Annotated in this window: 15 protein-coding genes and 2 pseudogenes; 9 read left to right on the top strand and 8 right to left on the bottom strand. The window is 61.3% G+C overall.

Features of this window, described 5'->3' with window-relative positions; genetic code table 11:
• Nucleotides 1–5: 5 nt before the first annotated feature.
• Nucleotides 6–1,034 carry a hypothetical protein gene (locus ACILSI_RS04825; protein ID WP_395720716.1) on the bottom strand — a complete coding sequence of 343 codons (1,029 nt, stop codon included), beginning with the start codon at nucleotides 1,032–1,034 and terminating at the stop codon, nucleotides 6–8.
• Nucleotides 1,034–1,720: a hypothetical protein gene (locus ACILSI_RS04820; protein ID WP_395720715.1), complete on the bottom strand. Its 687-nt coding sequence runs from the start codon at nucleotides 1,718–1,720 to the stop codon at nucleotides 1,034–1,036. The genes ACILSI_RS04825 and ACILSI_RS04820 overlap by 1 nt, the downstream gene beginning before the upstream one ends.
• Before the next feature lie 111 nt (nucleotides 1,721–1,831).
• Between ACILSI_RS04820 and ACILSI_RS04815 the strand changes: the two genes are divergently transcribed.
• From ACILSI_RS04815 to ACILSI_RS04805, 3 genes are read left to right on the top strand one after another with little or no spacing between them, the layout of a single operon-like run.
• On the top strand, nucleotides 1,832–3,286 hold the full coding sequence (locus ACILSI_RS04815) for a DUF1501 domain-containing protein (RefSeq protein WP_395720714.1): 1,455 nt from the start codon (nucleotides 1,832–1,834) through the stop codon (nucleotides 3,284–3,286).
• A gap of 39 nt (nucleotides 3,287–3,325) precedes the next feature.
• Nucleotides 3,326–4,285, top strand: a complete 960-nt coding sequence (locus ACILSI_RS04810) for a TlpA family protein disulfide reductase (protein ID WP_395720713.1) — start codon at nucleotides 3,326–3,328, stop codon at nucleotides 4,283–4,285.
• Between the two features lie 4 nt (nucleotides 4,286–4,289).
• A complete protein-coding gene (locus ACILSI_RS04805) occupies nucleotides 4,290–6,131 on the top strand; it encodes a CocE/NonD family hydrolase (protein ID WP_395720712.1) in 1,842 nt (613 codons plus the stop codon).
• 31 nt (nucleotides 6,132–6,162) lie between these two features.
• On the opposite strand, the gene ACILSI_RS04800 is transcribed toward ACILSI_RS04805, so the two are convergent.
• Entirely contained in the window at nucleotides 6,163–7,461 is a 1,299-nt protein-coding gene (locus ACILSI_RS04800) for an amidohydrolase (RefSeq protein ID WP_395720711.1), read from the bottom strand.
• 92 nt (nucleotides 7,462–7,553) lie between these two features.
• A complete protein-coding gene (locus tag ACILSI_RS04795) occupies nucleotides 7,554–9,272 on the bottom strand; it encodes an SMP-30/gluconolactonase/LRE family protein (protein ID WP_395720710.1) in 1,719 nt (572 codons plus the stop codon).
• Between the two features lie 243 nt (nucleotides 9,273–9,515).
• On the opposite strand from ACILSI_RS04795, the gene ACILSI_RS04790 reads away from it, so the two are divergent.
• Nucleotides 9,516–10,655 (top strand): fatty acid desaturase, encoded by a 1,140-nt coding sequence (locus ACILSI_RS04790; RefSeq protein WP_395720709.1) that lies wholly within the window; start codon nucleotides 9,516–9,518, stop codon nucleotides 10,653–10,655.
• A gap of 199 nt (nucleotides 10,656–10,854) precedes the next feature.
• Here the strand turns inward: ACILSI_RS04790 and ACILSI_RS04785 are convergent, their stop codons facing one another.
• Both ACILSI_RS04785 and ACILSI_RS04780 read right to left on the bottom strand, forming a co-directional pair.
• Nucleotides 10,855–11,337, bottom strand: coding sequence for a hypothetical protein (locus tag ACILSI_RS04785; RefSeq protein ID WP_395720708.1), 483 nt, complete (start codon nucleotides 11,335–11,337; stop codon nucleotides 10,855–10,857).
• A gap of 62 nt (nucleotides 11,338–11,399) precedes the next feature.
• Nucleotides 11,400–12,428, bottom strand: coding sequence for a sialidase family protein (locus tag ACILSI_RS04780; protein WP_395720707.1), 1,029 nt, complete (start codon nucleotides 12,426–12,428; stop codon nucleotides 11,400–11,402).
• Nucleotides 12,429–12,629: 201 nt separating this feature from the next.
• On the opposite strand from ACILSI_RS04780, the pseudogene ACILSI_RS04775 reads away from it, so the two are divergent.
• The 3 genes and pseudogenes from ACILSI_RS04775 to ACILSI_RS04765 form a co-directional block, all read left to right on the top strand.
• A pseudogene (locus ACILSI_RS04775) lies at nucleotides 12,630–12,746 on the top strand (AAA family ATPase); the annotation flags it as partial.
• Nucleotides 12,747–12,779: 33 nt separating this feature from the next.
• Entirely contained in the window at nucleotides 12,780–13,550 is a 771-nt protein-coding gene (locus ACILSI_RS04770; RefSeq protein WP_395720794.1) for an AAA family ATPase, read from the top strand.
• 30 nt (nucleotides 13,551–13,580) lie between these two features.
• Nucleotides 13,581–14,228, top strand: a complete 648-nt coding sequence (locus ACILSI_RS04765; RefSeq protein WP_395720706.1) for a hypothetical protein — start codon at nucleotides 13,581–13,583, stop codon at nucleotides 14,226–14,228.
• Here ACILSI_RS04765 and ACILSI_RS04760 read toward each other — a convergent pair.
• The gene (locus tag ACILSI_RS04760) at nucleotides 14,221–17,403 is read right to left on the bottom strand and encodes a COR domain-containing protein (RefSeq protein WP_395720793.1); all 3,183 of its coding nucleotides are present in this window, start codon (nucleotides 17,401–17,403) and stop codon (nucleotides 14,221–14,223) included. The two genes, ACILSI_RS04765 and ACILSI_RS04760, sit on opposite strands and share 8 nt — an antisense overlap.
• 15 nt (nucleotides 17,404–17,418) lie before the next feature.
• A pseudogene (locus ACILSI_RS04755) lies at nucleotides 17,419–17,868 on the bottom strand (leucine-rich repeat domain-containing protein); the annotation flags it as partial.
• Nucleotides 17,869–18,016: 148 nt separating this feature from the next.
• Between ACILSI_RS04755 and ACILSI_RS04750 the strand changes: the two are divergent.
• Together ACILSI_RS04750 and ACILSI_RS04745 are read left to right on the top strand one after the other, a co-directional pair.
• On the top strand, nucleotides 18,017–18,142 hold the full coding sequence (locus ACILSI_RS04750) for a hypothetical protein (protein WP_395720705.1): 126 nt from the start codon (nucleotides 18,017–18,019) through the stop codon (nucleotides 18,140–18,142).
• 28 nt (nucleotides 18,143–18,170) lie between these two features.
• A complete protein-coding gene (locus ACILSI_RS04745) occupies nucleotides 18,171–19,424 on the top strand; it encodes an MFS transporter (protein WP_395720704.1) in 1,254 nt (417 codons plus the stop codon).
• The last annotated feature ends 334 nt before the right edge of the window (nucleotides 19,425–19,758 follow it).

Below are 19,758 nucleotides of genomic sequence, written 5' to 3'. Positions count from 1 at the left end.
AAAACTTACGGCACCAGTTCCGTCATCGGCAACAGCCAGATGACGAGCTTTTTGTCCTCATAACCTTCACCAGCCCGTGGCAGGCCGCGCACCTCCACCGGACGCCCGAGCAGCATGCCAAGCTGCGTGGCGAATCCGGCCTTGGGCGATTCGGCACCTCCGCCAAAGCTGAGCTGCGGATCGTCAAAGACGCGCAGCAATTCGCTGCCATGCAGGACAATGGGGGATTTCGCACTCGGCTCGATGCCCTGGATGGAAATCAGGTCCGCGCCTTCATCACCCAGCAGCCGAGCGGTGTTGAGAGGATCGAGCCTGCGGCTCAGATCACCGGAATCCGCCTGCTCCAGAATGGTGGCGTTGATGATCGGCGTCTCGGTGCTGACGAGGCGCGGGAATTTTTCACGCACCTGCTTGTTCACCGCCAGCGCGACGGCTTTCATTGCCTCCGGGGTCCAGTGGCTGTCCTGCGCGAAGAACACCTGCTGCCGGTCGCGGAATTCCCACAGCGCGTCGGTCATGTCCATCACCTCAATGCCTGCCGCCTTGAGCTCCGCGACTTGGGCATTCTCCTCCTTCAGACGCACCGGGCCCGTGTAGCGCCCATCGCGGATCTGCTCGGGATAAAGCGCCGCGCGTCCGGGGATCAGCACCACGAGCAGGCTTGTCTCCTGTGCTTTCAGACGCGAAGCCAGCGCAGTCAAACGGGCCTGGGTCTCGTTGCTTTCGCGTTTCGCATGCACCAGACGGTCGATCTCGGCGTGGGGGAAGAGCCAGCCCTCGCGTGCGAGATACACGTCGCGATTGCCCTCATGCAGCACATGCGTCAGCACCCACTGCATGCCGCTGCGCACGCAGGCGGCGGCCAGATTGGTCCTTGAAGGCGTGAAACAGGTAGCGATCTCAAACACCAGCGGCACCACGAGCGCGATCACAAACACGCGCACGAGTTTCAGCGCCTCCTGGGGGCTGAATTCCGGCTCCGGCGGCACCACAGTGCGCTTGGCGGGATCAATTTTGGGCAGGGCGGGCTTCATCACGCGGGAGGGGAATGAGTCCACAGCAGCGCCATGGCGAAGAAGAACACACCGAGGCAGATCGCGCCCTTCCAGAAGGCGGGAGTGCGCAAAAAGTCACGCGAGTAAGGCAGGCCAAGAAAGCAGGCCAGCGCTGCGACCATCGTGATGGTGTGATAATCACTCCACACACGCGCTTCCTGGAACACCGTGGCAATCGTTTTGACCGGAGGCGTGAACAGCGCCCGCAGATGCAGCCAGGCATCGCCCCAAGTTACCGCGTCCGCCGACAGGCTCAGTACCGTGAGAAGGATCAACAAAGGAAGCAGCCGGATAAGTTTGCCATGCGTGAGGAAACGCAGATCGATCAGGGACTGCACCTTGTCCTCAATCTTGACGCCCATCATGCCGCCGAGACCAGCGATCAAATCTCCCGCGCTCGTGAAGGCGAAGTGCAGGCTCAGCAGCCGCGCCAGAAATCCCATCCATGCCACGCCCTTGCTCAGGCTTTCTGTGCCGCCAAGCATCACCATGCCGGAGAGATGCCACAGCGGACCGACCAACAGCACCCACTTGCCCATGCCTAGGCAGAAGCGCATCACGCCCTGCGCCACGTCCAGCGTGGCCGGTCGCGGCTTCAGCGCCATGCGCGCCGCCAGCGCGAGCGGCAGCAGCACAAACAGCAGATGGTGGGTGGTCGGAAACACGGCGTATGCAGATGGCGACGGCTTCACGGCAGTCAATGGCGGAATCTTGGGGGCTGACACAAGTCTGGAGTTCCTTGCAACACTCCCCTTGGGCTGTTTCGTTTGAATGATATGCACGATCTCGATCCCAACCTCCCAGAGCACCTTGTCCGCCGCGATTTCTTGAAGAAGCTCGCCGCCGCTTCCACCGCCGCGTGGATGACTGGCGCGCCGAAGGCGATCTGGGCCAAAACCGGCGACAAAGTCACGCATCCACCTGCGAAAGCCGACGCCTGCATCTTGCTCTGGATGGCGGGCGGGATGGCGGCACCAGACACGTTTGACCCGAAGGGTTATCTGCCGTTCGAGAAGGGTCTCGAAGTGAAGCGGATGCTCAGCACCTTCCCGGCAATCAACACGAGCGTGGACGGCATCAAAATCTGCCAGGGTCTCGAAAACATCGCCAAGGTCATGGATCGCGGCACGCTGATCCGCAGCGCGGTGCAGCCGGATCTCGGCAGCATTTTGCACTCGCGGCACCAGTATCATTGGCACACGGGTTATGTCCCTCCGCAGACGGTGGCGTGTCCGCACATCGGCTCGTGGATGGCGAAGGTGCTCGGCCCGCGCAACAAGGTGATGCCCGCGTTCATCAACATCGGCCAGCGGCTCGAAGGCGTGGGCGAAAGCGAGGAGTTGAAGGCCTTCACCACCGCCGGATTCTTTGGCAGCGAGTTCGGACCGATGAATCTCCCCTTCCCCGAGGAAGCGGCGCAGTCCGTGAAACCGCCGAAGGGCATGGACGCGAACCGTTTCGCCAATCGCGACCGTCTGTTCCGTAAACTCGTCGATCAAAGCCCGCAGCGCGAGTTCATGAGCGATTACCAGCAGGAATCCATGCTACGCAGCATGGACAACGCCTACCGACTGCTCAGCGCGAAGGAGCGCGAGGCCTTCGACATCACGCTGGAGCCGAAGGAGAGTTACGCGAAGTATGACACGGGCCGCTTTGGCCGTGGCTGTCTGCTCGCACGTCGTTTGGTCGAGGCGGGCACACGATTTGTCGAGGTCACCACCGAGTACGTCCCCTTCTTCCAATGGGACACGCACAAGGACGGCCACACGACCGTGGACGCCATGCACAAGGAAATCGACGCACCCATCGCTCAGCTCGTGCTCGATCTGGAGGCGAAGGGCCTGCTCGACCGCACGCTCATCGTCATCGCCAGCGAGTTCAGCCGCGATGCGCTCATGGAAGGCAAGCCCGGCTCCACCGCGAACGACCAAACCACATTCAAGGTCGATACGCTCAGTGAGATGAAGCACTACGGCCTGCACCGCCATTTCACCGGCGGCACCAGCGTCATGACCTTCGGCGGCGGTGTGAAGAAAGGTTTCCTCTACGGCGAAACCGCCGACGAACGCCCGCTCATCGCCACGAAGAACCCCGTCAGTGTCATGGACTTGCATGCCACGATCATGACTGCGATGGGCATCAGCCCGAAGACCGAGTTCGAAATCGAAGGCCGACCGTTCTACGTCACCGAGGACGGGAAAGGGAAGGCTGTGACAGAAATCTTCGCGTAAACGATTGTCAGCGGTGGTTTGCCCCGTTTAGGCTGGCTCATGAACGCGCACCGCCTTCTCCGCATCGGGGTCACGACTTTGGTCCTGGCCGTTTCTTCCATAACTCTTGCTGCTGACGGCGATGCCGAATGGCAGAAGGTCAATGACAGCATTGAGGGCATCAAAAATCCAAAGGAGAAGCCACAGTCGCGTGAGCAGGCCATCGAGCTGCTCAAAACCGGTCTCGTCAGCTTCGACGCGGCCTACGCAGCTGCCATGAAGGCGGCCCCGGCCAATGTTGCTCGTTATGACGCGGCCTTGTTTGAAGCAATGGTGGGACGTGCGCGTGAGATAGCGGGTGTGCCAGCGCCTACCAAAGCCGCCATCAGCCTTGCTGATATCATCAAAGCCGAGGACGCCAAACCCGAGACCAAATCACAGGCAAGTCTGATTGATGTCATGGAATCTGCGGAGGCTGCCGAAGGCCCCGGTGGAGACACTGCCGCTTGGATCGCCAAGGCGGAGAAGCACCTGAAAGACTTCCCGGCTGAGAAAATGAACAAGATGGTCGAAGGCAAGGTGAAGAGCATCAAGGCCGCCGCCGAGATCAAGACCAAGCCGCTGGAGATGAAATTCACCGCCGTGGATGGCCGTGAGGTCGATTTGGCGAAACTTCAGGGCAAGGTCGTGCTCATCGACTTCTGGGCCACCTGGTGCGGACCGTGCGTGGCTGAGCTGCCAAACGTGATCAAAGCCTACAAGGAACTGCATCCGAAAGGTTTCGAGATCGTCGGTATCTCGCTCGATTCCGATAAAGCGGAGTTGCAGGCATTCGTGAAGGACAAAGGCATGGAGTGGCCGCAGTACTTCGACGGCAAGGGCTGGCAAAACGAGATCTCCACCAAGTATGGCATCAACTCGATCCCGGCCATGTGGCTGCTGAACAAGAAGGGCATGGTCGTGAGCACCAATGCGCGCGGCGGTCTGGAGGAACAGGTGGCAAAACTGCTCGCGGAGTAAGCTCATGATCCAGCGCTCGTTGTTCACGGCTGTCTTGCTGGCTGCCTCGTTGCTGCATGGGCAAGAGGCGGCTCCCGAAGTCCAAAAGAACGTCATGGTGCCGATGCGCGACGGCGTGATGCTTGCCACGGACATCTACCTGCCTGCCGGAAACAAGGACAAGCTGCCCGTCATCCTGACGCGCCTGCCTTACAACAAGGACGGCGCGAAGAGCTTCGGTGAATACTTTGCCGCGAATGGCTATGCCTTCGTGGCGCAGGACACGCGGGGTCGTTATGCTTCGGAAGGCGTTTGGCACTGGATGACCGATGATGGCGTCGATGGAGCCGATTGCGCCGCGTGGATCGCCGCGCAGCCGTGGTCGAACGGCAAGATCGGCATGGTAGGAACCTCGTATGTCGGCGGCACGCAGCATGCGATGGCGCTCGAAAAAGTGCCACAGCTCACCACCGTCATTCCCGTCGATGCCGTGTCCAACATGGGCCGCCAGAGCATGCGCAACGCGGGCGCGTTTGAAATGCGCTTCTGGAACTGGATCATGCTCAACGCGGGCAAAGGCAGCAACGCCGCGCTCGATCCCGCCACGCAGGCCGAGTTGAAGGAGATGGCGGACAACCGCTGGGATTATCTGAACCATCTGCCGCTGCGTCCAGGCTCCACGCCGCTCAAGCTCGCTCCCGAATACGAGGACTGGCTCATCCAGGCCATGCGCCACGGCAAGGACGACGCTTTCTGGGCGCAGAACAACATCCTGGCCGATCCCACGCGCTACAAGGACATGCCCGTCTATCTCGTCGGCGGCTGGTATGATTCATGGGCCGGCAACACCTCTGCCAACTTCACCACGCTCTCGAAGACGCTGAAAAGCGATGTTTATTTGATCATGGGGCCGTGGATTCATGGCGCGCAGGGCAAATCCGCGCACGGCCAGGTCGAGTTCGGTAGCGAGGCGGCCATCGCGGATCAGCTCGCGTGGCGCAAAGAGTGGTTTGATCACTGGATGAAGGGTCTCGACAACAGCGTCGGCAAATCCGCGCCCTTCGCCAAGAAAGTGCGCATCTTCGTCATGGGCACCGGCGATGGCAGCAAGACCAAGGACGGCCTGCTCAATCACGGCGGCCAGTGGCGCGATGAAAACGAGTGGCCGCTCGCTCGTGCGAAGCCCACGCCGTTCTATTTGCATGCCGACGGTCTTTTGAGCGACGTGAAGCCAAAAAACGAAGGCGGAGCGACGACCTACGCCTTCGATCCGAAGAATCCTGTTCCCACGCTCGGCGGCAACATCTCCTCCGGCGACGGCATCATGCAGCAGGGCGCGTGGGATCAGCGTGGCGGTGAAAAATTCTGGAACTGGACGAAGCCCATCCCGCTTTCTGCCCGCAGCGACGTGCTCGTATTTCAGACGGCACCGCTTGCCGAAGACATCGAAATCACCGGCGAGATCGAGGTGAAGCTTTGGGCCTCGTCTTCAGCCGTGGACACCGACTTCACCGCCAAACTCATCGACGTTTATCCGCCCAGCGCCGACTGGCCGCATGGCTTCGACCTCAATCTCCAGGACGGCATCGTCCGTGCCCGTTTCCGCGACTCGCTCCAGGAAGAAAAGCTCATGGAGCCGGGGAAGGTCTATCCTTTCACCATCAAGCTCTACCCCACGAGCAATGTCTTCAAAAAGGGTCATCGCATCCGCGTGGACATCAGCAGCAGCAACTTCCCACGCTTCGACGTGAATCCAAACACCGGCGAGCCGCTCCAGCAGCACCGCCGCACGGTCATCGCCACGAACACGATTCATTACGGTGCCGAGCATCCCTCGCACATCGTGCTGCCGTGGGTGCAAAAGTGAAGTACACGCCCAACGGCCTTTAAGGATCCAATCACTTTTTCATCAAACCCAGCACCGCAGAAGTCATCGCCTTCACTCCCGTTTCAATGCTGGGCTCGGGAACCGGTTTGAAGAAGGGGGAATGCAGTGAGGGCAGCGTGGTGCCTTTCGCCTTGGCCTCGGCGACGACCTCCGGCGGCTGTGTGCCGAGCCAGAACATGCACAGCGGCACTTTTTCCTTGGTGAGGCCGTATTCGGCAAAGTCTTCGGCTCCCATCACGGGTTCGCGGGTGAGGACCTTGTCAGGACCGATGGCGGAGCCGACCAGGCCGCGCACTTCAGCGCACAAGGCGGGCTGGTTGTAGAGCGCGGGCGCTTGGTCGTCGGAGACGATGACCTCGGGCATTTTGTCGACGGGCATGTTGGCGGACTCGGCCTGGGCTTTGACGATGCGCTTGATGGATTCGACGAGCTTCTTGCGCGTGTCCGTCTGATAGCTGCGCAACGTGAGCTGGAGGCGCACCTCGTCGGAGATGATGTTGCTCTTCGTGCCACCGTGGATGCTGCCGACCGTCACCACCGCCGGATCACCGGGCCGCACCTCGCGGCTGACGATGGTCTGCAAGGCCAGCACGATGTGTGAGGCGAGCACGATGGGGTCTCTGGTCAAATGCGGCATGGAGCCATGCCCGCCGACGCCTTTGACGACGATCTCGACGCTATCGACATTCGCCAGCGCGTAACCTTCGACGATGCCGATCTGGCCATGCGCCATGTCGGAGGCGCAATGCAACGCGATGGCCTTGTCCGGCTTCGGAAACTTGGAAAACAGGCCCGCTCGCAGCATGAGTCGAGCGCCGAGCACGCGCTCCTCCGCATGTTGCCCGATCATGACGACCGTGCCCTTCCATTGATCGCGCAGCTTGCTCAAAGCCCGCGCCGTGCCGATGAAGCTCGCCATGTGGATGTCATGCCCGCAGGCGTGCATCACGTTCACCTCGCGACCGAGATCATCCTTCACGACCTTCGTGCTCGCGTAAGGCGCACCGGTTTGCTCCTTCACCGGCAGTCCGTCCAAATCGGTGCGCACCAGGATCACCGGGCCATCGCCATTTTTGAGCACGCCGACGATGCCGTTGCCACCAACCTTCTCCGTGACCTCCAATCCGGCCTCGCGCAGCTCCTTGGCGATGCGGGCCGCCGTCTCGACCTCATGCAGCGACAGCTCCGGGTTCACATGCAGTTCTTTATAAAGCTCCACGAGCGAGGGCAGCTCCTGATTCGTCACGGAAGCGACATCAGCAGCGAAAAACGAGGAGGTGGCGAGCAGGGACAGGAAGATCGGCTTCATGGGGAAAGTTTCAGGTTTCAAGTTTCAGGTTCCAAGCAGGTGCTGAAGTCGCAAACGACTTGGAACTAGAAACCAGAAACGCGAAGCCATTCTTACAGCCTCGGCTTCTCCGGCTTGATCGGCGCGTCAGCCGACCGCACGCCCTTCACCGTCGTCTTGCGTTTGAAAATCTTGTCGCTGCTGCACACGAACAGCTCGTCGAAGTTCGCGCCGCCGAAGACCGCGTTCGCCAGCCACTTGCGCTGCGGTTTGGCGATGATGCCGTTCACGCGACCCGCCTGGTCGCAGAACTGGAGGCCCGCATGCGTCGTGACGTAGAGTCGGCCCTTGGCATCCAGCGTCATGCCGTCCGCGCCGCTTTCCATCACGCCATCGGGCAGGCGCAGATGATGATACGGCTGCTTCGCGCTCAGCGAGCCGTCCGCCTCGATGTGATAGCTCCACACAAACTGCCCGCGCATGTCCGCGACGAGCAGGAGACTTTGATCCGGCGTCAACCGCACGCCGTTCGGGAAGGCGATGCCGTTTTTGTCATTCGTATCGACCACACGCTTCTCGCCCTGCGGCGTGATGAGCCACACCTGCTTGTGCGGCGGATCGGTGACGTAGAGATTGCCGTTCTGCGCCACGCACAGGTCATTCGAATCGATGTCGCTGGCGATCACGCTCCCCTTCCCCGCTTCGTCGTAGGCCACGATCTGCTTCTTGCCGCTCGCGCAGGCAAACAAGCGCCCGTCCGGGCCAAACATCAGCCCGTTGGCCTCGCCCGTGTCTTCAGCGAAGACGCTGACCTTACCATCGAGCGCGACCTTGTGGATGTGGCTGTTCGGGATGTCGGTGAAGAACACCTCGCCCTTCGCGTTCACCGCCGGGCCTTCAGTGAAGCCGTGCCCTTCGCTCACGAGCTGCCATTCGCTGTCCGCACCGAGCACCTCCATCACCGGAGCGCGTGAGTTCACGCCCTTCGTCACCGGTTTCGGCCAGTCTTTCCACAGCCAGCGCATCGCGTCCGGGAAAATCGCCGTGGCATGCTTGCCGTTGTGGCCGCCATCGCCCCAAACGTGGTTCACCTCGTAACCGGCGAACTCAAAGGCCGACAGCATCTCCTGGTTCGCGAGGAACCAGTTCCCGCCCGTGCCGTTCGCGTCATTGCTGCCGTCTTGCAGGAAGACTCGCAGCGCCTTTGGCTCGTTCTTGCGGATCATCACCGGGTAATCATTCCCACCGCGCTGATCCACATAGGTGCCGATGGTGCTAAACACCCGGCTGAAAGCCTCCGGCCGCTCCCAGGCCGCCGTGAAGGCCGCGATGGCCCCGCTGCTGCTGCCCGCGATGCAGCGGTCGTTGCCGCTCTTCGAAAGGCGGATCGCCCGCCCGTCGCTCGTTTTCTGCTTCTCCACCTCGGGCAGCAGTTCTTCGAGCAGGAAGCGCGCATACGCATCGCCCAGGCCGTCATACTCCACGCTGCGGTTGAATCGATCCAGCGCCGCGTTCCCGTCCCGTGCTGGCACACGGCCATGCATCACAAAGACGCCGATCGTCACCGGCATTTCCTTTTTGGCGATGAGGTTGTCGAACACCACCGGTGCCTGATTTTGGATGCCATCCTGGTTCACATGCACGCAGGCCGGTTTCTCCGGCGAGTATTGCGCTGGCACATAGATCCAGTAATCCCGCACCGTGCCGGGAAAGATCTTGCTGCCCTTGAACTCGAGTTTGATGACCTCACCCTTCGGCACGCCGGGTTGCGGCTTGGAGTCCGGCCCTGGCACATAATCATCCACCGCGAAAGCGGCAGCGGCGGTCATCATCAACAAGGCAAGAGCAAGTGGTCGGGAGAGCATCATGGCGGCGCGACTCTGGAAACCCCGCCCCCGATGTCAAAGGAAACACCCCGTCACTGCGGCACCTCACCATTGCCCGAGGCAACCCTGGCACCACCCACAAAAACAGCCCGCCGAAAGCTCGTCTCGAACGTATCACATACCTGCGAGAACACCCGCGGCCGACCTACGCCGCTTGACCCACCCTTCGCCCCACCCACATTGACTTCCATGTCAGCCATCCCTGTGACAGCCTCTTTCGACACCCCACCCGCCCCGCGCTTTCCCTCCGTGAAGGAGTGGAAGGCTATCGTGGCCGAATTCCAGCACCCGTCCGTCAAACGGGCCGTCTGGCAGTTGGTGAACACCCTCGTTCCCTATGCCGTGCTCTGGGTGCTCATGTACCATTTCCTCAGCGTCTCCTGGTGGATCGTCGTTCCGCTCGCCGTGCTCGCCGGCGCGCTCATGGTCCGCGTCTTCATCATCTTTCATGACTGCGGCCACGGCTCATTCTTCTCCTCCCGCCTTGCCAACGACATCACCGGCTTCCTGACCGGCATCCTCACCTTCACGCCCTACCACCAGTGGCGCTGGGAGCACGCCCTCCACCATGCCACCACCGGCGACCTCGACCGCCGTGGCATCGGCGACGTCTGGACCATGACCGTGCAGGAGTACCTCGAATCCTCGCGCTGGAAACGCTTTGCCTACAAGCTCGCCCGCAATCCCATCGTCCTCTTCGCTATCGCCCCCTTCGTCCTCTTCGTCATCCTCCAGCGCATCCCCAACAGCCGTGCCGACGCCCGCGAGCGCCGCTCCGTCTGGTACATGAACCTCGCCCTCCTCGCCGTGGGCGCCGCCCTCTCCTCGGTCTTCGGGCTGGGCACCTACCTCATCCTCCAGACCATCATCACCAGCGTCGCCGGCGTCTTCGGCGTGTGGCTCTTCTACATCCAGCATCAGTTTGAAGACGCCTACTGGGAGCGTCACGAAGACTGGGACTACACCGCCGCCGCCTTGCAGGGCTCCTCCTTCTACAAGCTGCCGCGCATCCTCCAGTGGTTCTCCGGCAACATCGGCTACCACCACATCCATCACCTCAGCTCGCGCATTCCGAACTACAACCTCGAGCGCTGCCACGACTCCCACCCCGTCTTTCAGCAGGTCAAGCCCATCACCCTCCGCACCAGCCTCAAATCCCTCGGCTACCGCCTGTGGGACGAGCAGCTCAACAAGCTCGTCGGCTACCGCCGCATGCGCGAGGTGCGGCGTGAGCAGGCCGCCGCCAAAGCCGCGCAGGACAAGGTCGCGGCCGTGCAAAGCTTCGAAAACGAAGGCGGGCATCCCATCGCGCCGGAGAAGCAGCCGTAAACCCGGCCGCTTCGTGCTTCCTCCCGCCTGGACCGGGAGATTCGCTGCGCTCAGGAGACTTGGAGACTTGGAGTTCCGTCTCTCCAACCTTCGGAATTCGGCAGCGATTCGCTCGCGCCTCGGCTCGGCATCCCTTGTTCGAAATTCTCTCCCTCCCCTTGTCTCCAAGTCTCCCCTTCTCCCAGTCTCCGGCTCGGCCTCACTCCACCCGCACCACGCTCTCGATCCGTCCGGTCTCAAACACCTCCGTGCCCAGACGCAGACGCAAGCCCCTGCCCTGAGTCGTCTCCTCGGCCACAAACAAGCAGCCCTCGCGCTCCCGTGCCTCGCCGCGCAGTTGCACCCGCACCGGCTTGCCCAGCGGCACGCCCCAGCGCTGCTCAAAGGCCCGCCTCGCCGCCTCCGCCTCGGATTTCCACGCCGCATAGCCCGCGCCATCGCCCTGGGCCGGCAGTTCCTCCGCGCGACGTGCCTCAGCCTCCGCCGCCCGTGCCTGGGCCACCTCCACCTTCCAGCGCGCATACCCATCGTCCGCAGACGCGCCCTGAAACAGCTCCAGCCCCGCCGTCTCCCCTTCAGGCACGTTCAAAGTCTCGGCCATGCCATCACCCGCCAAGGCCCACCGGCGTGGGGCGGCAGAAAAGAGCGATGGTTCCTCGGGTGGCATCAGAACTCGCTCCATGCCTCATCGTCTTGCCCGCTTCAACTTCTTCGCTCCGACTCACCGTCCCCAAGTCTCCCCCTCTACTTCAACCCCGCCGTCTTCATCGTCCGGAAAAACACCCCAGAACCCCCAGCCTGCTTCTCATCCGTGTCATAATAGATCGTGCCGAGCGTCTCGGCGTCGATCTCGACCGTGCGCGGGCAGGCACGTCCGCCGGTGGGACGACCGGGATTGTAAAACTCCACGGGATGCGCCAGATCCCACGTCTGCCCATCATCGCGCGAGATGATGAAATTGATGATGTCACCACCGACACCCGGTCCGACGATTTGCGAGGCGAGCAGCCAGCCGTTGTTCAGGCCCATCATCTCATGCCGCCAGCCTTGCGTGAAGACATCCGGGAAGGGCTTGATCGACTGCCAGGTCTGACCGCCATCGGTGGAGCGCTGCCCTTTGCCGCTGATCAGCGTCCCGGCAGGGGTGCGCACGAACGGCACGAGACCGTGGCTGGTCCCGTCGCCAAAGGCGGTCTCCTTTCCGGTCTTGGGATCATAGACCACCGTGCGGTCGGCCAGCGGCAGCAGCCAGGCGGTCGGCGACAGCTCGACAATGGGATGGCGGATGACGCTGTGAATCTTCGGGTCGGCATTCTTGGCGAGATTCACCGGCGCGCTCCACGTCAGGCCATCGTCGCTGCTCAGCGAATAGGCGACGTAACGCGATTTGATCTTCTCCTCCGGCGCAAACCACACATTCCAACAGTGCAGCAGCCGGCCGTCCGACAACGTCGTGAGCGACCCCGGGTAGATCGCGATTTTGTCCGTCGGCGGAAACAGCGCCGGCGGCGACCACGTCCTGCCGCCGTCCGTCGAGCGCGTGATGAGATGCGGCATGAACTCCTTCTTGCAGAACGTGGCCACCAGCGTGCCCTTCGTGCTCAGGCACAGCGCCGGATGAATGTGCCCGCTCACACCGGATTCGATGCGCACCGGCGCGGCGAGTCCTGGCTCCTGCCCCATCACCGCACTGCAGAGCAAGGCCGCGACCACCCAGGCGGCTGAAAAACGTCCAAGCGGGTGATCGAAGCGGAGTGGGGCAGAAGGGTTCATGCGTCGAACAAGTACGTCGCGAGTGGCTGCACTTCTTCGAGTTACGAGTTGCGCTCCGCCACGCGGGGCGGCTGCCTGCCGTTGGCACGGCCTGAGGTGCCGGTGGTCCGTCCACTTCCCGATGATGGTGGATACGCTAGCTCGCGAAATCCACATATGTCTGAGACTTGATTCCCCTCCTCATCGCAGCAAGACTACTTCATGGCCTACATTAATCACATCAGCCTTACTAACTTTCGCTCGTTTATGGCGGCGAATTGCCGGCTGAGTCCGTTCACATTAGTCGTGGGTGCCAACAACTCGGGGAAGACCAATTTTTTGCGTGCCTTTGCAGATTATTCATCAGCGCGATTGCTTGGAACACATCCGCCACCGCATCACAACACCCCACAGGACCAAGCCGTTGTAGCGCTTGGTGCCGGAGATCAAGCCTCCCTTGTCATTCGCCATCTTTTTCCCATCTACCGCTTTGATCCCGATACCATCAGCCGACCTGAGGCGGCTGCACAGGCCGATCCATTCGTGCGCGAGAATGGTGAAGGTGTCACGCAGGTGATTGAACGCCTCAACGAGGAAGGCTCGTCCGCCTTCGATGCCATTCTCACTCACTTCCGCTCAGCCATCAGCGAGATCGAATCACTCACTCTCCGCACCCTGCCACCCGGGGGTAAGAAGACGATCATGTTGCAGGAGCGCGGTCTCAAAGACAAAACACCGCTCAGCGAGGTTTCGGAAGGCACGCGGCTGGTACTCGCTTTGCTCACTGTGCTGTATCAAAAGGAACCGCCGCAACTGATCCTCATCGAGGATCTGGACCGTGCGCTGCATCCGCGGCTTTACGAGCGGCTCGTCGGCATCATCCGTCGCATCGTGCGTGACACTGGTGTGCAAATCATTGCCACCTCGCACAACCCTTATCTCATCGATTACTTCCAAGATGAACCCGAAGCCGTCGTCCTGGTGGAGAAGGCCGACGGCGTCAGTTCGCTGGCCAATCTCGACGACCGCCTCAAGGCCATCGACTGGGATTCTCCGACGGTGGAAGAAATGCCGCTGGGGCAGATGTGGTTCTCCGGCCTCGTGGGCGGCGTGCCAACGTTCCTGCGCAAACCGGCAGCGTAAATTCCTCACGCCATGCCCTTCATCTACATCGTGGCTGAAAGCGAGGGAGATGCGCTCTTCTACATCGCCTGCGCCGAGCGCATCCACGGCACGGCGTTCGAATCTAAGTTCTATGAGAGCCGTCGAGGCACGGGCATTGCTCAGGCGCGCCGCATGCTGCGTTACATGCTCGCCGACGTGCGGCATTCCAGTGGTGGTGGTCCCGGCATTTTCTGGATCGCCGCCCTCGACAATGACCGCTCACCACAACATCCCGATGGAGCCAGGCCTCCAGGCATACTTTCCGCCTTTGATCAACGCAAAGCCAACCGATATGCCGAACTTCAAGCGGAAGTTTCTAATCATGGCGTCTCCTGCCCAGGTGCCATTGCCGTGCCGGTGGAGATGATCGAGAGCTGGATTCTCCAAGCTTTGTCACCCAGTGCGATGTTGAATCTCCCAGCCTTTGCCGAGCAGACTGCTGCGCTCGCTATTGATTACTACCGCATCAATCTTAACTCGCCTCCTCCACCCCAACTGAAGGATCTGGCCTACGCGGCAATGAGGCAACACCATTGCCAGGAATGGTATGAGTTTCTCATTGAGGTCGCCGGCACTTTGGACGCGAACACGCTCGCGCAACAGTCACGCAGCTTCGCATTATTTCGTGATGCTCTGCTGCAATGGCAGATCACCTGATCCCACGTTCGCTTTCGATGGAGCGGCGTTCACCAGCATGCCGTTCCTTCAGCTTGGTGAGGACTTTCATCAGCCCATCTGATACTTCATGCCAGCCCAGTGATTGCGGACGGTGGTCCTTGATCGGTTTGCCGTCCTTCGGCAATGCGATCAGATGGTTGAGGCGGCCACAGGCTTTCCACTGGCAGCGGTGCAGGATCACCGGCACCACTTCGGCGCTTCTTTGTTCGCGACGTTCCAGAGCGCGGGTGATCTCCACGCGGTTGATGTAGTCGGACGTGAGCGAGTGATCGCTCACCAGCAGCACAAAGACATCCATCGCCTCCAATTGCTGGGTGATGCCACGGTTCCACTCCTCCCCCGCAGCGAGATCGGCATCCTGCCAGAAGTCCACCAACCCGGCGGTTTGCAGCACCTTGAGCTTGAGCACGAGCTGATCCTTCGCCGCGTCATCGTGATGGGAGTAGCTGATGAATACACGGGGCTTCCACACATCCGTGCGCGCATCATGCTCCGTCAGGCGGTTGTTCTCCTCCGTGGCGTTCACTTCCAGCGGGCCTTGCGGAGTGAGCATCTCGACCAGTGGCTCGGCATTTTTCTGTGCCGCCTTCTTCTCCGTATTTTCCAATCCCGTCACAGAGGCCCAGACTTCCGGTGCGTGGGAAAGTTGCAGTTCCTCTAGTGGATTAAGTCCTTTGATCTCACCATTCAAATCGCGCATCTCCGTCTGGATTGTACCGGCAAGTTGCTGACAATCCGGCTCTGGGCCGAGAACCGTGGCGGTGATGCGGCGGTCTGTCGCATCGGCACGCACCACGGCGCGGGCCTGACCCAGTTCCAGCAGCGTGCCATTCAGCCAGCGCGCGAGCCCCTCGCTCAGCGTGTGCGTGCGGGTGATGAAGCGGGGCACCAGTCCCTCCGGCAGCGCGGCATAAGTCCAGCGCAGGCGCGTCGCTTTGCCCTGCCATTCCTCTCCCAGCAGCGGTTGGGAATCGGCCAGCGCCTGCGGCACCAGCCAGAGCTGCTCATCCTCTTTCAGCGGGAAAGCCAGGTCATACTTCTGCATCAGGCGAATGAGGAACATCACTCGGCGAGGCTCTTCTATGGGCAGTTTGCGGCACGCGGCCTCCAGCGACAGCTCCGCCCGCTCGTTGGGTGCCTCGCGCAGCAGCAGGTAAATGCCATCCGTCACCCAGTGTGGGTTCAATACGGTCGTGTCGCGCAGGCGCGGATCATCGCCGTAGTTCAGCGCCAGCCCGAGGCGGTGCAGGTTTTCCGCCATCGACCTCTGCTTCTCCTTGTCCGTCACGCCGGCTGCCATGCACACTTCTTCAAAGACCGGATAGTCGAGATAATTCGTCTGCTGCTCATGCCAGCGCTGCCGCAGCGCTTCCTTCACCTGGAAATATTCCGCGCCAGTCTTCTCCCTCACGCTGGCATCGTTGCCGATGATCTCTGCTAGCTTCGCCTTCAGGTCCGCGGTGCCCTGGCCCGTCTCACAGTCCGTCTCCATGAAACCGATGATGAAGGGGTACTTCTCCCGCAGGGCCTCACGGTCCAGTCGCACTGGAGCCACGGCCCATTTATTCAGGGCCACGAGCACCTTCGAGGTCGTTCCGTCCTCGCTGCCAAAAGCACGGATCAGCCGCAGCCAGTACTCTGCATCCTCCCGCTGGCTGTCTTCCCGCGCCGTGAGCACCAGCACATAAACGCTGCGTGCGCTAAGGAAGAACTGATGCGTCGCATGGGCAATCACCTGCCCGGCAAAGTCCCACACATGCACCGTCACATCCTCACCACCCGGGCAGGGCAGCTTCCAGTCTTGCAGTGCGATCCCGGTCGTAGATACCTGCCTTTGGTCAAACGTTCCCCGGATCAGTCGCTCTACCAGACTCGTTTTTCCTGCGCCACCACGCCCCACCAGCAGCATCTTCACCTCATTGAGTGGGCGAGCTTCCTTGCTATGCTGTGCATGATAGTAATCTAGAATGGCTCGGGGATCGGCCGGCTTTGCGCTTTCGACACCTTGAACCTCCTCAAGCGTCGGCCCTAGAACTTCGAGCGGCAAACCCAACGCAGGATTATCGTGCAGGAATAAATGCGTCAAGTTGGCGAGCTGGCCGATCTCCGGCGGCAGGGTGACAAGTTGGTTGTTATAGAGATGAAGCGCCGTCAGCGCCGTGAGTTGGCCGATCTCCGGCGGCAGCGTGACAAGCTGGTTGGTGGAGAGATAAAGCGCCGTCAGCAGCGTGAGCTGGCCGATCTCCGGCGGCAGCGTGACAAGCTGGTTGGTGGAGAGATTAAGCGCCGTCAGCAGCGTGAGCTGGCCGATCTCCGACGGCAGCGTGACAAGCTGGTTGGTGGAGAGATTAAGCGCCGTCAGCAGCGTGAGCTGGCCGATCTCCGACGGCAGCGTGACAAGCTGGTTGGTGTAGAGATGAAGCGCCGTCAGCGCCGTCAGCTGGCCGATCTCCGGCGGCAGCATGACAAGCTGGTTGCTGTAGAGATGAAGCGCCGTCAACGCCGTGAGTTGGCCGATCTCCGACGGCAGCGTGACAAGCTGGTTGCTGGAGAGATGAAGCGCCGTCAACGCCGTGAGCTGGCCGATCTCCGGCGGCAGCGTGGCAAGCTGGTTGGTGGAGAGATGAAGCGCCGTCAGCGCCGTGAGCTGGCCGATCTCCGACGGCAGCGTGACAAGCTGGTTGGTGGAGAGATAAAGCGCCGTCAGCAGCGTGAGCTGGCCGATCTCCGGCGGCAGCGTGACAAGCTGGTTGGTGGAGAGATTAAGCGCCGTCAGCAGCGTGAGCTGGCCGATCTCCGACGGCAGCGTGACAAGCTGGTTAGTAGAGAGATTAAGCTGCGTCAGCGCCGTGAGCTGGCCGATCTCCGACGGCAGCGTGACAAGCTGGTTGCTGGAGAGATGAAGCGCCGTCAGCGCCGTGAGCTGGCCGATCTCCGGCGGCAGCGTGACAAGCTGGTTGCTGGAGAGATGAAGCGCCGTCAGCGCCGTGAGCTGGCCGATCTCCGACGGCAGCGTGACAAGCTGGTTTTTGGAGAGACTAAGCTGCGTCAGCGCCGTGAGCTGGCCAATCTCCGATGGCAGCGTGACAAGCTGATTGGTAGAGAGATGAAGCGCCGTCAGCGCCGTGAGCTGGCCGATCTCCGACGGCAGCATGACAAGCTGGTTGTCAGTTAGGCCGAGTTGAACCAACAATCTGAGACGACCAATTTCCCGCGGCAAGCCCGTAAGTTGGTTGTGACTGAGATCAAGCACCTTTAATGCCTTAAGATGGCCTATTTCCGGTGGTAATGTGGTAAGTCGATTGTTAGGAAGATAAAGTGATGCCAGCACCTTGAGATTCCCAATCTCGGGTGGCAAAGTTCTGAGTTCTGTCTTTGAAAGATGAAGCCCCCTAAGCGCCTGAAGTTGACCTATTTCCGGTGGTAATAATTCGAGGGGATTGCCATTAAGCCTGAGATCTCGAAGTGAATTGAGCTGACCAATTTCCGGCGGCAATGTGCTAAGACCTAGACCGCTTAAATCAAGCTCGACGCCGTCATTTCCTTTCCACCAGCACGCCTCAATTCTCTTTAGCGCCTCATCATAGGCTTTCTGGGCTTCGGGGTTTAGTATCGGCATGGCGCATGGTGAATGACGAAATCTGAATGTCGAATGCCGAATGCAGCCAGAGGGAGGAGACGACAGGGAAACGGCGTCCATTGGCAGGCCTGCCAATGGACGCATTGGCGAGGTTTGCTAAGCAGTCGGCCCGAACACCGGAAAACCGATGTCGAAATGCCGCCGCAAGCGCCCGAAACCCAAGCAGCTCTCTTGGCCGCGTTTCAAGCTCACGCTGCGCTGGCGCTTCAGCAAATCGCGTGCGCTGTCGGTTCCCGATATCATCGTTGATTGAATACTGGGCGTTCTCCCGTTCCTGACCGATGTCTTCCTCCTCCCGCGTCCGCTACCGTGTGGTCGGCTTCATGCTGGCGCTCGGGGCCGTCACTTACCTCGACCGCGCGTGCATCGCCACGCTGGCACCGGACATCCGCCGCGATCTCGGGCTGAGCAAGGATGAGATGAGCTGGATCTACAGCGCCTTCGCCATCGCGTACGCGGCGTTTGAGATTCCCACGGCCTGGTGGGCGGACCGCATGGGCACGCGCCGGGTGCTCACACGCATTGTGACGTGGTGGTCGGCGTTCACGATGGCCACCGCGGCGGCGTGGAGTTTCTCGTCGCTGCTGGTGATCCGCTTTCTGTTTGGTGCTGGCGAGGCGGGCGCGTGGCCGAACATGGCCCGGACGTTCTCACGCTGGATCCCCCGCTCCGAACGCGGCACGATCCAGGGCATCTTCTTTGCTGCGGCGCATGCCACGGGCGGGCTGACGCCGCTGATCGCGCTGGCGGTGGCGGGCCTGTGCGGGTGGCGCTGGACCTTTGTGATCTTTGGCATCCCCGGCATCGTGTGGGCCATCGCCTGGCACCGCTGGTTCCGGGATGATCCTGAGCAACATCCTGCGGTGAGTCCGGCGGAATTGGCCAAGATCGTAGCGGGTCGTGATCAGAGCACAGAGCATCACGAGGGCTGGGCCTATTGGAAGCAATTGCTGGAGCACCGCAATACGCTGCCGCTCTGCCTCATGTATTTCCCCAACAGCTTCGGCTTCTACTTCTGCATCACCTGGCTGCCGGATTATCTGCGGGAGCAGCACGGCTTTGAGTCGATGCGGCTGGGCTTTTTCACCGGCCTGCCCCTGCTGCTGAGCCCGGTGGCCGACTTGCTCGGCGGAGTGACCACGGATGCCGTGACGCGGCGCTATGGCTTGCGCATCGGGCGTGTCGGTGTCGGTGCCGCCTCCTACCTCGTCGCCGGCGGTGCCATGCTTTTGGCCACGACCACCGCGCATCCCGAGCTCGCGGCGTGGTGCATCGCCACTGCGGTGGCGGCCAGCATGTTCACCCTCGGTGCATCATGGGGAACGGTCATCGACGTCGGCGGCAGTCACACAGGGGTGGTGGGCGCGGCGATGAACACGAGCGGCCAGATCGGCAGCATCGCATGTCCGCTGATCGTGATCTGGCTGCAGCAGCACTACGACTGGAATGCTCCGCTGTATCTCATCGGTGGTCTGTTCTTGGTGGGAGCCGTCGCCTGGGGCTTCATCAACCCGCACCGGAAGATTTTTGAGTAGCGGTGGCAGGGGGTGACACAGGCAGCCTGTGGGTTCGAATCCACCGGCTGGCAGCCGGTGTCACGTTTCGGAGAGGAGCGTGGGCACTCCTGTCCGCTGTTCCAAGCTGCGGACAAGAGTGTCCGCGCTCCCTTCAAGATTCGTGGATGCTGAAGAAAAATGCACTCATGAGGGAGAACGGGTGATGAGGACGTCGATGGGGAGCGGGAGGCCTTCAGGTGAGAGGAGGACATAGGCGGGGTGAACGTCCCAGATGTCAAAGCCCTCGAAACGAAGCGAGAGGGAGCCTTCGTAACCGATGCCACGCCAGGGGAGCAAGACTTCCCAATGCAGC

The sequence above is a fragment of the Prosthecobacter sp. genome (assembly GCF_044232965.1).
GTDB lineage: Bacteria > Verrucomicrobiota > Verrucomicrobiia > Verrucomicrobiales > Verrucomicrobiaceae > Prosthecobacter.
This window is presented reverse-complemented; position numbering and strand designations above follow the sequence as displayed.